Annotated in this window: 13 protein-coding genes; 7 read left to right on the top strand and 6 right to left on the bottom strand. The window is 41.3% G+C overall.

Annotated features, from left to right (window positions below; translation table 11 throughout):
* The 4 genes from V7K79_RS11505 to V7K79_RS11490 all read right to left on the bottom strand — a co-directional run.
* Positions 1-841 (bottom strand): WD40 repeat domain-containing protein (locus tag V7K79_RS11505; protein WP_442938913.1); only part of this gene is annotated, 841 nt, incomplete at its 3' end.
* A 132-nt stretch (positions 842-973) separates the two neighbouring features.
* Positions 974-1,600 carry a hypothetical protein gene (locus V7K79_RS11500; protein WP_335047673.1) on the bottom strand — a complete coding sequence of 209 codons (627 nt, stop codon included), beginning with the start codon at positions 1,598-1,600 and terminating at the stop codon, positions 974-976.
* On the bottom strand, positions 1,576-2,532 hold the full coding sequence (locus V7K79_RS11495) for an AAA family ATPase (protein WP_335047671.1): 957 nt from the start codon (positions 2,530-2,532) through the stop codon (positions 1,576-1,578). The genes V7K79_RS11500 and V7K79_RS11495 overlap by 25 nt, the downstream gene beginning before the upstream one ends.
* Before the next feature lie 353 nt (positions 2,533-2,885).
* A complete protein-coding gene (locus V7K79_RS11490) occupies positions 2,886-3,050 on the bottom strand; it encodes a hypothetical protein (RefSeq protein ID WP_335047669.1) in 165 nt (54 codons plus the stop codon).
* 101 nt (positions 3,051-3,151) lie between these two features.
* Here V7K79_RS11490 and V7K79_RS11485 point away from each other — a divergent pair, with 101 nt between their 5' ends.
* The 6 genes from V7K79_RS11485 to V7K79_RS11460 all read left to right on the top strand — a co-directional run bounded on the left by V7K79_RS11485 (position 3,152) and on the right by V7K79_RS11460 (position 10,333).
* Positions 3,152-3,898, top strand: coding sequence for a GDSL-type esterase/lipase family protein (locus tag V7K79_RS11485; RefSeq protein WP_335047667.1), 747 nt, complete (start codon positions 3,152-3,154; stop codon positions 3,896-3,898).
* 209 nt (positions 3,899-4,107) lie between these two features.
* On the top strand, positions 4,108-4,542 hold the full coding sequence (locus V7K79_RS11480; RefSeq protein ID WP_335047665.1) for a hypothetical protein: 435 nt from the start codon (positions 4,108-4,110) through the stop codon (positions 4,540-4,542).
* Between the two features lie 417 nt (positions 4,543-4,959).
* Positions 4,960-6,249: a cation:proton antiporter gene (locus V7K79_RS11475; RefSeq protein WP_335047663.1), complete on the top strand. Its 1,290-nt coding sequence runs from the start codon at positions 4,960-4,962 to the stop codon at positions 6,247-6,249.
* A gap of 371 nt (positions 6,250-6,620) precedes the next feature.
* On the top strand, positions 6,621-8,819 hold the full coding sequence (locus V7K79_RS11470; RefSeq protein ID WP_335047661.1) for a cation:proton antiporter: 2,199 nt from the start codon (positions 6,621-6,623) through the stop codon (positions 8,817-8,819).
* Between the two features lie 97 nt (positions 8,820-8,916).
* On the top strand, positions 8,917-9,399 hold the full coding sequence (locus V7K79_RS11465; RefSeq protein WP_335047658.1) for a hypothetical protein: 483 nt from the start codon (positions 8,917-8,919) through the stop codon (positions 9,397-9,399).
* Positions 9,400-9,505: 106 nt separating this feature from the next.
* A complete protein-coding gene (locus V7K79_RS11460; protein WP_335047656.1) occupies positions 9,506-10,333 on the top strand; it encodes an AMIN domain-containing protein in 828 nt (275 codons plus the stop codon).
* A gap of 78 nt (positions 10,334-10,411) precedes the next feature.
* Here the strand turns inward: V7K79_RS11460 and V7K79_RS11455 are convergent, their stop codons facing one another.
* On the bottom strand, positions 10,412-12,331 hold the full coding sequence (locus V7K79_RS11455) for a transketolase C-terminal domain-containing protein (RefSeq protein WP_335047654.1): 1,920 nt from the start codon (positions 12,329-12,331) through the stop codon (positions 10,412-10,414).
* A 294-nt stretch (positions 12,332-12,625) separates the two neighbouring features.
* Here V7K79_RS11455 and V7K79_RS11450 point away from each other — a divergent pair, with 294 nt between their 5' ends.
* Positions 12,626-13,390: a DeoR/GlpR family DNA-binding transcription regulator gene (locus tag V7K79_RS11450; RefSeq protein WP_335047652.1), complete on the top strand. Its 765-nt coding sequence runs from the start codon at positions 12,626-12,628 to the stop codon at positions 13,388-13,390.
* Between the two features lie 112 nt (positions 13,391-13,502).
* Here V7K79_RS11450 and V7K79_RS11445 read toward each other — a convergent pair whose 3' ends face one another.
* Entirely contained in the window at positions 13,503-14,042 is a 540-nt protein-coding gene (locus V7K79_RS11445; RefSeq protein WP_335047650.1) for a DUF3172 domain-containing protein, read from the bottom strand.
* Positions 14,043-14,238: the final 196 nt, after the last annotated feature.

Here is a 14,238-nt window from a genome sequence, read left to right as displayed (position 1 = left end):
CCTCCCCTGTTGCCAGATTCCAGACTTTCAGGGTGTTGTCATCGGATGCAGAAATCACCTGTTGCCCATTGGGGGTGACGGCGACGGCTTTTACCCAGGAACTATGACCATTGAGGGTGAATTGTTCCTCCCCTGTTGTTGCCGGACTCCAGGTTCTCGGGGTGTTGTCATCGGATGCAGAAATCACCTGTTGCCTCTTGGGGGTGACGGCGACGGCTTTTACCGAGTTACTATGACCATTGAGGGTGAATTGTTCCTCCCCTGTTGCCAGATTCCAGACTTTCAGGGTGTTGTCATCGGATGCAGAAATCACCTGTTGCCCATTGGGGGTGACGGCGACGGCTTTTACCGAGTAACTATGACCTTTGAGGGTGCGGAGCAAGCGTCCCCCTGGTGGCGTTAAGCTTGGGGTTAAGGGACGCAGCCAAGGGATAGTTGTGCTTTGCTTTATTTTTGCCAATAATGCCTGAATCTCCTTAGCCATTTTCTGATTTAGTAACCGTCCGTGCAATTGACTTGCTAATTGCCCCTTATCCACTGCTAATATATGCGCTGATAGTTTTAATGCACCTTGAATCAATTTCAGACTTTTGACTTTCTCAGAGTTATATTCTGGGTAATTTAATGTATCTGTATCATCAATCAAATCATAATCTTCAATTAGTGGCTGTACGCCAAACTCAGAATGATTAATCTTTACAGTGATGAAATTAAAATCGGTGAGAGTTGTGTAATACTTCTCCAAATTTTCTGAATTGATCAGATTATAAGGATACCTGCCCAGATAAGCTTTGCATGAGTAAGACTTTTGAAGTTGTAATTTATGAGGTGTTTCTACCATTTCATTCTATATCTTGAACTCTGTAGCTTAGGTTTCATTCTTCAATCTAACAACCAATAACCTTGTCTCAAAGACAAACGCACAATTAACAATTCACGGTGCATTAGCCTACGGCATAACACACCCGATATCTTACTTACTGTCCCAATAATCTACAATGCGTTGATTTACTTTTGTAAATAGCTTTCGAGTTGCTTTCAGTTCTTTTTTTGTCTGTAGAAAATCTAAGAAACTCGCATGATAAATACTATAACAATTATCTCCGTCTAGATTCTGCGGCTTCAAATACTCAACCCACTCATCTAAAACTGATTGCACATCCAATTCATCCTGTTCGGTAATATCCGCAATCATTTCACAGGGAATTTGTGTACCAATCTCCACTAAAATAAACAGGATAAATACTTTTAATTCTTGGGATTTTTCTTCCATCCCCATGCGCTGCCAATGAACTTGATAATAATCTTGTAAACCATCGGGTAATTGCTTTAAATTCAGGTCTTTATAGCCACCTTTAGCAATTCCTGGCAAAATATAACGCAGGTACATGAAATTATTTTCACTTTTAGTTGCTACCTGCTCAACAAAATCGTTATCAGAAATATTGCGGTCTTGAATCCATTGTCTAAGTGCATTTTTATAGTCTTTATCATCATTTAAAAAGAAGCGAATATACTCTTTGATATCTTCACGACTCAAATTAACATACTGACTTCCCCTTAAATCTAGCTCCTCTACCGGAACATCTGGTGCAGACAAGCGTTTTTCTCTATAGTATAGGGTCGTCTAGTCAGCAGAAAATAGACATATTCAGGAAGGGACGGCGGTAAATCTAAAAGATTCCCCCCTGCTTCTTGTTCTACTTCATCCAAAGCATCAACTACAATTACAAGACGATCGCCAGCAGTCAGTTGTTTGCTAACCTGTTCTAATAAATCAGCTAAATTAGCCTTCTCGGCATTCTGCAACTGGTAAAGCTTAATTAATTGTTTGCGAATGCTTTCAAGAAATAGCTCCGCTCGATTGCGACCATCAGAGCGAATATTAAAATAGCATGGTGATTTATTGTCCCAGACATATTTAGCAGCAATGGTACTCTTCCCCATCCCTGCATCACCCACCACTGTGAAGTAACCACTGCGATTTTTGTCGCAAAATTGTTTAAATTTATCGAAAACAAACTTACGACCGCAAAAAGAGCGGATTTTTTCTCTAATTAATGACTTAAATTCTGCTGGATACTCGTCTAAATTCCAATCAGGGAAAGGTTCAAACTCTTTGGATTTGCTTTTTTTGGCAACCTTAATAAATATTTCGCCAAATTCTTCTAACTCAGAGTGCAACTCAATCCTCAATAATCGGATATCATAAGCTAAATCATTCCCCTGCAAAAACTTTTCTACTTGCTTGTAGAAACCCAAGGGATTATTAGAAGTATAAGCACTCCAAAAAGCCTTTTTAATCTCTCTTTCTCGAAAAAGATTCAGAATTGCTTCCCGCTTACCCACGCCATACTCAATTAAAGAGTAAACATAAACACCATCAACATCTTTGGGTGGTTGTACTGGGTCAAAATCGTATTGTTTTAAGGTTCTGACTACAGTTTCATTGCGTTGAGCTTGATTAATAACTAGAGAAGCCGCAGGTTTAGCAATACTTTTAAGTGCATTAACTACAAGATCAATATTCATCTTCGCTATAGATAGAGATAATTTTTACACCTGTAACTTATCCTAACGACGATGCCAAAATTAAGCAAATACACAGTTATATAATAGCGATACCTTTCCTTCTCTACGAGAGGCTGCGCCAATGGAACGTTACGCGTAGCTTGCTTAAGAGTAGGAGTACGATAAGCCGCGCTAACGCTGCCTCTTCTCTCTTCCTCAGCGTCCTTTGCGCCTCTGCGGTTCGATTCTCAGACTCATTTAGCGCAGTATAAGCGCTCACTTATACCTAAAATAAAATGAAATATGGTGCATAGGCGTAGCCCGTCGTAGACATTGCATAGACGTTTCCACTACCAAACCCCAAACTTGAGCTTTTAAACCGCAAGTTTCAGGCTCAAAGGTGTAAGTTTCAGCATAAAAGGTGCAAGTTTCAGGCTCAAAGGTGCAACGTTCACCCTCAGAAGCTCAACGTTCACCTTCAGAGGCTCAACATTCACCCTCAGAGGCTCAACTGTGGCAATAATTAACCTTGCAACCATATCAACAAGTAGAAACCTAATATATGCTTGGACACTAAAGATAGCCATCTATGGTATAGAAATGTATAGAATCTTGTAAAGATATAAAATATAGTTTTTAAATGCACACATTTCTAGCTTCTTCCTCAATGCAACGGTCTTTACCACCAAATCACTTTCAGCCAATGAAGATTGTCGCGCTGGGGGATAGCTTAATTTATGGATTCGGCGACCCGGAAAAAGGAGGTTGGATCGAGCAACTACGGCGATGGTGGATGTTGCCGGATAGTCCCGGTCATATTCTTTATAATTTAGGGGTAAGAGGCGATCGCACCCAACAAGTAGCCCAAAGACTAGAAGTTGAATTTCGCCACCGGGGCGAACTGCGAAATCGTGTTCCCGATTTGATTATTTTATCTGTAGGCGTGAATGACTCAGCACGGTTGGCACGTCCCGATGGTCGAAGTTATACAGATTTTACATTGTTTGAAAAGGAAATTGCCTCTCTGCTAGATTTAGCACAGCAACTATGTCCTGTGTTATTTGTGGGCATGGTGCCAGTAGATGAAGCCAAGATGCCATTTTTAGATTGTTTTTATTATAATCATGCCGACCAATACCGTTACAAAGAAGCAACTCGAATTGCTTGTACCAAACGGCAGATTCCCTATTTGGATATTTTTGAGCAATGGATGGAACGCGGTGAAAGTTGGCGACTCAAACGCTTGAGTGAAGATGGACTTCATCCCAATACACTAGGTTATCAAGCTTTGTTAGAAGATGTAATTAATTGGGATGCCATACCTTCAATGGATTTTGCCAACGCAGCTTACCATTTTAAATTTGATTATCATCTGAAACCATCCTAATAATATAGATGTGTTGGTGCTTTGAGGCTAGCTAATATCATCGTATTTGCGATCCTCGGAAAAAGCACCACAATCTTCTTAAATTTTTAATGAACAATTCAAAATATATTTATAAAAACTCTAATTTCTCTATATTATTCATTACTCCTAACTCTTGTACAGACGCGATTAATCGCGTCTATACTCCTAACTCTTAACTCAGCACTTTTATGACACCAACTTTATTTGGTCGCTGGCAAACTCGATTATTATTACTGGTAACTGTCGGCGTACTTGTATCTTTGCCTTTTGCAATAGGTTGGATTGGCCCTGGTGCTAACTCAGTTTATTTTTGGATACTTGGTTATGTCGCTATATTTGGCTTGGGTTGGGATGTACTTTATGACTATCTACAAAAATCCCGTTGGGATAGAGATTGGCCCGCAGTTTATCAACTATTATCTGGTATATGGGAATTAATATTTATATTTTGCGGAGTCAAACTATTTGGCTTTTTACCAATACCTTTACCGAAGGAAGAACTGTCACCAGTAACTTTTTTATTGCACTATAGCATTGTATGGATAGCAGTTTTTATTAGTTCCCAAAGTCTAATGCGAATTATCTTCCCACGTTGGCGTTTTCGGGGTGGGGAGTGGTTATAAAATATCAAATTATCGAAACTAATTTAATCAATAATTATAGTAATTATCAGGTGATTAAACTGTAGATATGCACAAATGTGCGTATCTACACTCAATTGTGGTTTAAATAGATGAAAAAAGTTAATAATTGCAAATTAACAAATTATAAAAACTCATATATGGCGGTTTTAATTTAGATGCAATATCTTGTATTGACGTACAGTTGTATGCGTTCCTAAGAATAACATGGCAACTGCTACAACTTTGGAAATCAAAGCAACATATTGCCTGTTGTATCTCATCAAATTAAAAACAGCTATCTTCTGTTTACAAAATCGGCACTTGTGCTGATGTAGTAGTCATATATAAGTAAAAACAGGACAAGCTTTGGAGTCTAGGGAGATTCTTCAATGCAGAGACGCAAATTAAGGAAGTGCAATGTCAAATTATGATCTGGTTATTCGGCTATTTCTACAACTCACAGTTATTTTAACCACTTGTCGGATTGTCACAATTTTAGGACGCCGCTATCTTGGTCAAACCGATGTTGTTTGCGAAATGATTGCAGGTGTCATGCTTGGGCCGTCACTTCTAGGTTTGATTGCACCAAATTTTCAGCAATGGCTATTTCCTAAGCTTCCCATCATCACTGCTATTGGACTCAAGATACCCAATCCATCTATGTCAATTTTATATGCTATCAGCCAAATTGGGTTGGTAATTTATATGTTTTTGATTGGTTTAGAGTTTAATACCAAACTCTTAAAACATCATATCAAAAGTGCAAGTTTGCTATCTGCTGCCGGGATTATCACTCCCTTTATTTTAGGAGCGATCGCATCTTTTTGGTTTTATCGCAATGGTGATTTCTTTCAACCAAAAGTTATGCCTTGGTCAGCCGCTTTGTATCTCGGTGCATCAATGACAATTACAGCTTTTCCGATGTTAGCTCGTATTCTTTACGAACGTGGTCTTGCACAAACTCGCTTTGGTACTTTGGCTTTAGGTGCAGCATCCGTAGATGATGCAGTTGCTTGGTGTTTGCTGGCGATTGTACTTGCTAGCGTGAAAAATTCTTTGAGCATTGCCATATTAGCAATTGGTGGTGGCATTTGTTATGTGCTATTTGCAATTTTTCTCGGACAACCTCTACTGCAAGCATTCACACGCATGACAAAACGTGATGCAGGTGTGAACAGACAAACCCTAACTTTGATGTTGATAATTTTGATGTTTTGTGCATGGTTTACCGATGTGACAGGCATCTATGCAATATTCGGTGCTTTTGTGTTGGGAGCAGTGACACCACGGGGAGAATTTGCCCAACAAATTCGCCAATATACGGAGTTTTTAACTACTTCTTTTTTGTTACCAATATTTTTTGTTTTCTCTGGATTAAACACTCAAATTGGCTTAGTAAATACACCTACTTTGTGGGGAGTGACGCTATTAATTATTGCGATCGCAATTCTTGGTAAAGGTGTTACTTGTATGTTAGCTGCAAAATTAGCCGGCGAAAATTGGCGCGAATCTGCAACTATCGGCGCTTTGATGAATGCTCGTGGTTTGATGGAGTTAATCATCCTCAACATTGGTTTAGAACAAGGTATAATCACCCCAACTTTATTCACTATCATGGTTATTATGGCAGTCATTACCACCCTGATGGCATCACCACTGATTACCTTTTTATTGCACGGTACAAGCTATGAAAAATATTCTAATTAAGTAGTTTAAATATAAAATCAATTACTTAGTAATTGGGTAAAATTCTCTGTTTTCAGTCCGGTTATAGTAATCCTAAATAAGTTATGAATAAAAAGATCCCCGACTTCTTCAAGAAGTCGGGGATCTGAATACTCTCAGCAAAAAGCAAATCAAATAGGATTACCATATAAACGCTTGTTAATTCGGCAGTTATTCGAGATTAGCTCCTAAAATCATCAGAATTGATGTTTCACGGCTGCGACTATATCTTAACAATAATTCATATACCAATGAAGCAGAAATTACTTTTGGTTATATTTAACAAGCTTGACATTTCCCAGTCTTTTAAAGAATTATCTTAGGGAAACCAGATAGTTAATTTTAAGGAAACCATGCACATAGTTATTCTTGTTCTGGTTGAGGTGCTGATTGTTATTGGACTTTCACGGCTCGTAGGGCTAGCATTTCGTTCCATTAAGCAACCACTAGTAATTGGTGAGATTGTCGCCGGGATTATGCTTGGCCCATCTTTATTTGGTTTAGTTGCTCCCCATTTAGCAGTTACCTTGTTTCCACCAGAAACTTTTCCTTTTCTGAATGTTTTGTCTCAGGTGGGACTAATATTTTTCATGTTTCTGATTGGATTAGAACTAAATCCCAAATACCTCGGCGGTCAATTAGAAGTAGCTGTTTTAACTTCTCATGTCAGCATTTTGGTGCCGTTTTCTCTAGGAACATTGTTAGCGGTGGTACTTTATCCCCTAGTTTCTAACGCTAGCGTATCATTCACCGCCTTTGCCTTGTTTTTAGGAGCGGCGATGTCGATTACTGCCTTCCCAGTGTTGGCGCGAATCATTACTGAAAACAATTTACAAGGAACACGTTTAGGAACGTTGGCCTTAACTTGTGCAGCCGTAGATGATGTCACAGCTTGGTGTCTTTTGGCGGTAGCGATCGCAGTTGCTAGGACTGGTGATTTTGCTGGTGCTATACCCACGATTATCGCCAGCATCATCTACATTGGCTTGATGTTGACGGTGGGACGTTGGTTCCTCAAAGGCCTTGCCAAACACTACCTCCGTGCGGGACGCCTCAGCCAATTGCTGCTAGCTGGGATTTATATGGGCGTGGTTGCATCGGCACTGATCACCGAACTAATTGGGATTCACTTAATTTTTGGGGCATTTTTGCTGGGAGCAGCCATGCCTAAAAATGAAGATTTAGTGCGGGAATTGGCAGTAAAAACCGAAGATTTTGTTTTGATATTCTTGCTACCCATATTTTTCGCCTACAGTGGCTTAAAAACGCAGATTGGCTTGCTCAACCGTCCCGAATTGTGGCTTTTGTGTGCTTTGGTTTTAGGAGTAGCGATCGCAGGTAAATATGTTGGTACTTATGTAGCAGCTCGTGTCAGTGGAATTAGTAAACGGGAAGCCTCGGCACTCGGTTGGTTAATGAATACTCGCGGTTTAACCGAACTGATAGTGCTAAACATTGGTTTAGAGTTAAAGGTAATATCCCCCTTAATATTTACCATGCTGGTAATTATGGCATTGGTAACTACCTTCATGACCTCGCCACTTCTGGAATGGACATATCCGAAGAAGTTGATTCGGTTAGATGTGGTGGAACCGGAGTTAGAAGCAGAAACAGCTACCAGTGCTGCTGATAGCGAAACTTACATTCGTCCCTACCGAATTTTGGTACCTGTGGCGAATCCGAGTACCCAAAAAGGCTTGTTAGAGTTGGCAGCAAGCATTGCTCTCAACTCCCGACAACCTGCCGTTGTTAATCCTCTGAGCTTGATTGAATTTGAAAAAGATTATGCCTTTGAAAGTACGCCAGTTGAAGCAGACCGATTAATTGCCCAGCGCCGCCAGCAGCTAGAAGAATTGATTAATACTCTTGAACCAGTAGAAATACGCTCTCACGTGCGTCCAATTATTCGCATATCTAGTAATGTTGCACGAGAAACTGCACAGATTGCCGCACTCAAACAAGCTGATTTAATTCTTGTGGGATGGCATCGCCCAGCTTTTAGTAGCAACCGCTTAGGTGGAAGAGTTGGTCAAATGCTGACTACTGCGCCAGTTGATGTTGCAGTGTTTATAGACAAGGGAAGCGATCGCTTAGAAAGCTTGTTAGTGCCTTATTCAGCAAATATTCATGATGATTTAGCGCTAATAATAGCTATGAGACTACTAATTAACCGTGAGACTTGTGTGTTACAGGTTTTGCAGGTTATACCCGAAAATCAGCTTAAGGATGAATTGAGTTACGAATTAAATACGATGATGGAGAAATTACCGAGTAGTGTACGCGATCGCATCGAAATCAAAATTGTCCAAACTCCAGAGGCAATCCAAACTGTAGTCGAAGCCTCAAAAAATGTAGACTTGACAATTGCTGGTACTAGTCGCGCTTGGGGTATTGAGCGTCAAACCTTGGGAAGATATACAGATCAACTAGCCATCCAATGTTCTTCCTCCTTGTTGATTACCCGTCGCTACAGCCAAGTCAGCGCTCATCTGGCTTCCGTACTTACTGAGGTTAGTAGTCAAGAGCCAACATTAGACCTCTTGCAAAAGTAACTTTTGCAAGAGGTGGGAAAAGGGGAAAGGTTAAAGGGGAAAGATTTTTTATTCCTTTTCCCTAGTTCTGCAAGAAGTCCATTGAGGAGTTAAGAACATGAATAATTTCAACTTCAAATCTTTAACTTTTTACGGAGTAGCAATAATTTCAGTACTACTGTTGTTTAAAACTGTCAGTGCTTATGGAGAAAACAATCTCAAGGCTCCTCTTCCAGTTAGCGGTCGCTATCGTCTAACTCTAGCGGAGAATTTGCCTAAGTGTGAAAAATCGGATACTCTGACGTTAAACATTGAGCAGTCAGGTATTTATTTAAATGCCTCTGTATTACCGGCAAACGCTAACCCTGATACTGACGAAAAGCACTCTCTGGCAGGCATCTTCCGAAATCAACAATTAAATTTATCTGGGAAAGTAGGCAGATCAATCCTTTGTAATATTCCTCGCCCCCAAAACGATCCTCTAAACTCAGTCACAATTCAAATGCAACTTGTGGATAAAAGTAATATAACAGGTCAATTAACCGTAAATGGTATTCCACAACCTCTGAAATTTACGGCTGTGCCCCAAAAAGCTAATTGAATGGGGAGTGGGTAGAGACGCTATTCATCGCGTCTACAGGATTGGAAGCGCGAAATAAACAGCAATGTGAGCGCATTGTATGAGTTTTATGGAGCAAATAAACAGAATGGATCGGGGACTAAAGACTAAGCAATTTTACCAATGGGGCAAGCAGCTATTTAGCATTTGTATATTAGGCTTTTATGCAGCGATCGCCCTTGAAACTTGCACTACTGCTGCTACACCAGGGGCAAAGCTAAATAATTGGCATTTTTCTCCCAAGACACAGCAACTCGAAATCACCCTCTCAGCAGGCGTAACCCCTCGTTATTTCTACTTGGCACAACCCTCTCGTCTGGTTGTAGATTTACCGAATACTAAGTTGGGCAAAGTTACCACGCAACAAAATTATTCTGGAGCAATCAAAAGCATTCGCATTTCTCAACTGAACGCAAACGATACACGCATTGTCTTAGATTTAGCAGCAGGAACCGTTTTTAATCCCAAACAGGTACAACTGCAACCCGTTTCCCGAAAAAACTCCACTCGCTGGGTATTACGTCCGGTTATTTATAGTAAAACTACTGCTGTAAAACCAGGAAAGTCCGCATCTTCAGCCAAGAAACAACCTCAAACACTCCAAAAGCCGCCTAGCAACCCACCCATAACTACTAATTCACAATCGCCCTTACTCACAGCTCCGCCTCCATCCAATCAACTGCCCTCAACAACTACTAACTCAGGGCAGCCTTTTGTCACCGTACCTCCTTTAAATCCAAATACATCCTCTCAACAACCTGCTTCGATTCTTCCCCCTCCTTCTTTCCCAAATCAACTCAATAATTTAAATAATATTCCTCCTTCAGGAATATCGGAATTTCCAGATCCAACAATCCCCAATGCTCCCAATCCTCCAGTGATCGAGTTTGGTCAACCTTTACCCAAAACTAAATAAAAATAGGGAATTAGGCATGGGGCATGGGAAATCGAACCAATGCCCGGTTTGCTATGCGTTACGCCCTAATACAATGAATTATTTTTTTCCAACTAACTCCTTCACCTTGTTGATGATGCCGACTGGATCGATACCTTGATATGGGTACTGTTCCCACAAACCGCCGCAACCTTCTTTATAAGTTCCAAGATGGGCATATTTGGGAGTCAACCCCCGCTCTAGCAGCCAAGAGCCGAAACGACTACCTAAGCCTGTGCGACGGTTGAAGGGTTCTACTATAAGCACAAAAGGAGCATTACCAACTTTGGTAATTATTTCTTCATCAATGGTGTTTAAAGTTGGTTTGTTAATTAAACCAACGTCTAACCCTTCTTGCTTAAGACGCTCTACAGCATCAACGGCACGGTAGAGAGCATCGCCAAAACTGATAATGTAGCCTTGCGTCCCTTCTCGTATAACTTCATCTTTACCAGGAACAAATTTGTAGCCAATTCCAAAGAAGTCATTGCCGTTGCTGTCTTTAATGTTGGGCACTTTGGAACGGGTGGAGAAAATAAACCGTAGTCCCGGCTCAAAGAACACAGCTTCTACACAAGCTGTCATTTGATTATTATCTGCCGGGAAGTACAACTGTGTTGGGTAGCCATCATCCAAGCCATTGTCGGCAAACATATTATTTATACCAAAGTGGCAGCTGTTATCTGCCATGTCATCTATACCCGCATGGGAAAAATGACACAGAACATTGGAATAGTTCAGCCGTGCCATCGTGATTTCTGAGATACACATTTCTAAAAAGGCGCTGAAGGTCGCAAAAATACCTTGCTTGCCCTCGGCCATCCCGAATCCAGCCGCAGCAGAGAAGTTGCTCCGTTCCATGATGCCGGAGGAAATAAATATTTCCGGGTATGTTTCATGAATTTTCTTCAAACCGCAGGAGCCTTCTAGGTCGCTATCAATGACCATGACTTTTTCTTTACGCTCCGCTTCACTGATGCGACTGAGGACATCCACCACGGCATCACCAAACACACCACGGTTAGCGCCCCATTTGTTACCAGAACCCAGAAACTGATATGGTTGTTTGGGTTTCTCAATACTTTTAAGGTATTCGACAGCCGCAGTTTGTCCGCGAGATTCTAGATACTTAAGTGCTAAATCTAGAGGAATTACATCATGACCATGAATGGAACCTTCTAAACCTTCAATACCAGGACACATCGGGCGTTTATTGATTAGAGCGATCGCTCCGGGAGTATTCACAGCTTCGCAAATACGACGGTATAAATCGTCTAAGTCTTCCCCGTCTCCCTGAAGCACTTTCAACCCGTGCCCTTCTAAGGTTTTGGCGACACTAAAACCAGGTAAATATTTAGAAGGATGTCCAGCGATCGTTACATCATTGTCATCAATAAGCAGCTTGACGTTAAGATGTTGAGCAACAGCCAAGCGAGCCGCTTCAGCATCATTGCCTTCTTGCTGCGATCCATCAGAACCAAGACAGAAAACAGCTTTGCCTGGATTCGCCATTGCCACACCATTGACGTAAGGCCAAATATGGCCCAAGCGGCCAGAACTAAATTTCACACCAGGAGTTAGTTTTAGTTCGGGGTGTCCCGGTAAGTTGGAATGTGCTTGCCGATAATGTAAAAGTTGCTCGGCAGGTAAATCACCATGCAATGTTGCCATTAGATATTGGGTGGCGACTCGATGTCCTGCTTCATCAAAGAAAATTGGTACAAATTGCTCCGATGCTCCCCGGAAAAAGGCATCGAGGATCATCACCTCTGGGACTGTATCGTATGGCCCGCCAGTATGACCGCCGACTCCGCTAGCAGCGCCAGTCGCTGTAAAAAAGACGATCGCATCTCGGCAAAGTTGAATATTCGCTTTGAGAGTATCTCGTTGTTCATCTGTGAGGCTGGAATTTGCGGGATTGAGCGCTAAAGGTTTGTAAGCACCGAGATCAATTGGAAATTGGTTGTTCATAATAGTCATGGTTTCTAGATTGAATAAAAAACAATTTGAACAGACAAAACACGCGATCGCACTACGAAAAAATTGTTAAAACCCTGATGGGCAACAATTATCCAAGCTCAAGCCAACCACTCAGAACCATTGTGGAACCGTGTGATATCATCAAATGCCAAAATCAATACATGCAAGTGTGCATGAATGTGCTTGAATTCAATTGAAGTTACGGATTACCGTACAAGAACTTGCATATTAATAAGTATAAACTCACAAACGTGCAATTTTAAGTTCAAAAACGCAATTTCAGGAAAATTAATTATGCTAACTGCTGAACGACGACAATTCATCTTAGAAATTCTGCGTCGTGATAAAAAGGTACTTTCGACAGAACTTAGTGCTGTTCTCAAAGTTTCTGAGGATACGATTCGCCGAGACTTGCGAGAACTGGCAGAAACCGGACTATTGCAACGCGTTCATGGGGGAGCGCTCCTGAAATCTCCAGCCACCGCCAGTTATGCCGATCGCCAAAAGCAAGCCCCGAAAGAAAAGGAAGCGATCGCGCGCACAGCAGCCAAATTAGTTTGTACAGGACAGGTGGTGATTTTAGATGGAGGTACGACAACTCTCCAAGTAACCCGTCATTTACCTTTAGATTTGCACGTAACAGTGATCACAAATAGTCCGCCAATCGCCGTTGCTTTAGCAGAACATCCCCATATAGAGGTTGTGATGTTAGGTGGACAACTCTACAAGAAAGCCTTGGTGAACGTGGGTACTGTCACAATTGAAACATTACGGATGATTCGTGCAGATTTATGTATGTTGGGGGTTTGCAGTTTGCATCCAGAAGTTGGGATTAGTGTACCTAACCTAGACGAAGCGCACGTAAAACGAGCCATGATTGCTGGATCGGCTGAGGTAGTAGGATTAGTGACAGCAGAAAAACTAGATACGGCTGCTCCTTATCTAGTGGAGTCTATTCATGCCCTGACTTACTTAGTAACTGCCCCTACAGTATCTAATAATATGCTGAGTGCCTACAAAGCTTTAGGTTTGACCATTATCCGTGATGATTACGAATGAGCTGATGAAGGCAGATGCGATCGCTAGGCACTGGGAATTGAAAAAGGGAATAGGGTACAGATTATTCCCTGTTACCTGTCACCTCTTCCCTAACTAACCCAAATGCCAAAATCTAAAATCTATCTGTCTCCTGAGGTGCTCCAACTGCTCCCGGTTGAGCGGTGAAAAAGTTTTGAGCAGCTTCATTCTGATATATACATCTAATATCCGGTTTGTCACTGTCCAAGTTACCTGTGAAACCAAAAGTGTTCAGGCGATTTTTGCACTCATTTACTTGCTCAGATGTCACCAGCTTACGTTGCTCTAAAAGCGCCCAGTTATTTTGTCGGATTACGCATCCAGGACGCATACTTGGCTGGGCAACATAGACATTAAAGGGGTTGAGAGTGACAAACAGTCTAGCGTCCATCACCATCGCGCTGGCTCCATACTGTACACAAATTTCCGGATTCGGTGCTTTGGTGTCTATAAATTCACGGGAAGCTACATTTGATGGAGTCAATGTGGTTGTAGAACTAAAAGCAATGCCAATGCCAATTCCCAAAATCAACACCCCTCCCATAATTGCGATGGTGGTGAAGTTAAATAGAGGGGATTGGAAAATAGAGGGTTTAGAAGTAGTAGCCGATCTACCAGTAGATTTACGTTTCATTGTTGCTTAATCACCTTCACGCCGATTTGGGAGGGAGTGGTTTAAAGTTTTTCTCCCTCTTTCAGTATGCCTATTCTTGACTGTAATTGCCTGTAATTTTCTCTGGAATATTCTTGTTAAATGAGAAAAATACTAGTTTATCTAGATATTGGGACAAAATTTTAATACTTTTAATTGTTATCAGATATATAGCAAG

Source organism: Nostoc sp., assembly GCF_036917575.1.
In the GTDB taxonomy this organism is placed as follows: Bacteria; Cyanobacteriota; Cyanobacteriia; order Cyanobacteriales; family Nostocaceae; genus Nostoc.
Note: the sequence above shows the minus strand (reverse complement) of the source record. Positions and strands in the feature narration are given on the sequence as shown.

What these genes read in the sequence shown, in the direction of transcription:
- V7K79_RS11445 (WP_335047650.1), bottom strand. Translation starts at nt 14,042, where the DNA reads ATGAAACGTAAATCTACTGGTAGATCGGCTACTACTTCTAAACCCTCT.
- V7K79_RS11475 (WP_335047663.1), top strand. Translation starts at nt 4,960, where the DNA reads ATGTCAAATTATGATCTGGTTATTCGGCTATTTCTACAACTCACAGTT.
- V7K79_RS11455 (WP_335047654.1), bottom strand. Translation starts at nt 12,331, where the DNA reads ATGACTATTATGAACAACCAATTTCCAATTGATCTCGGTGCTTACAAA.
- V7K79_RS11480 (WP_335047665.1), top strand. Translation starts at nt 4,108, where the DNA reads ATGACACCAACTTTATTTGGTCGCTGGCAAACTCGATTATTATTACTG.
- V7K79_RS11450 (WP_335047652.1), top strand. Translation starts at nt 12,626, where the DNA reads ATGCTAACTGCTGAACGACGACAATTCATCTTAGAAATTCTGCGTCGT.
- V7K79_RS11490 (WP_335047669.1), bottom strand. Translation starts at nt 3,050, where the DNA reads ATGGTTGCAAGGTTAATTATTGCCACAGTTGAGCCTCTGAGGGTGAAT.
- V7K79_RS11460 (WP_335047656.1), top strand. Translation starts at nt 9,506, where the DNA reads ATGGATCGGGGACTAAAGACTAAGCAATTTTACCAATGGGGCAAGCAG.
- V7K79_RS11485 (WP_335047667.1), top strand. Translation starts at nt 3,152, where the DNA reads ATGCACACATTTCTAGCTTCTTCCTCAATGCAACGGTCTTTACCACCA.
- V7K79_RS11465 (WP_335047658.1), top strand. Translation starts at nt 8,917, where the DNA reads ATGAATAATTTCAACTTCAAATCTTTAACTTTTTACGGAGTAGCAATA.
- V7K79_RS11495 (WP_335047671.1), bottom strand. Translation starts at nt 2,532, where the DNA reads ATGAATATTGATCTTGTAGTTAATGCACTTAAAAGTATTGCTAAACCT.
- V7K79_RS11470 (WP_335047661.1), top strand. Translation starts at nt 6,621, where the DNA reads ATGCACATAGTTATTCTTGTTCTGGTTGAGGTGCTGATTGTTATTGGA.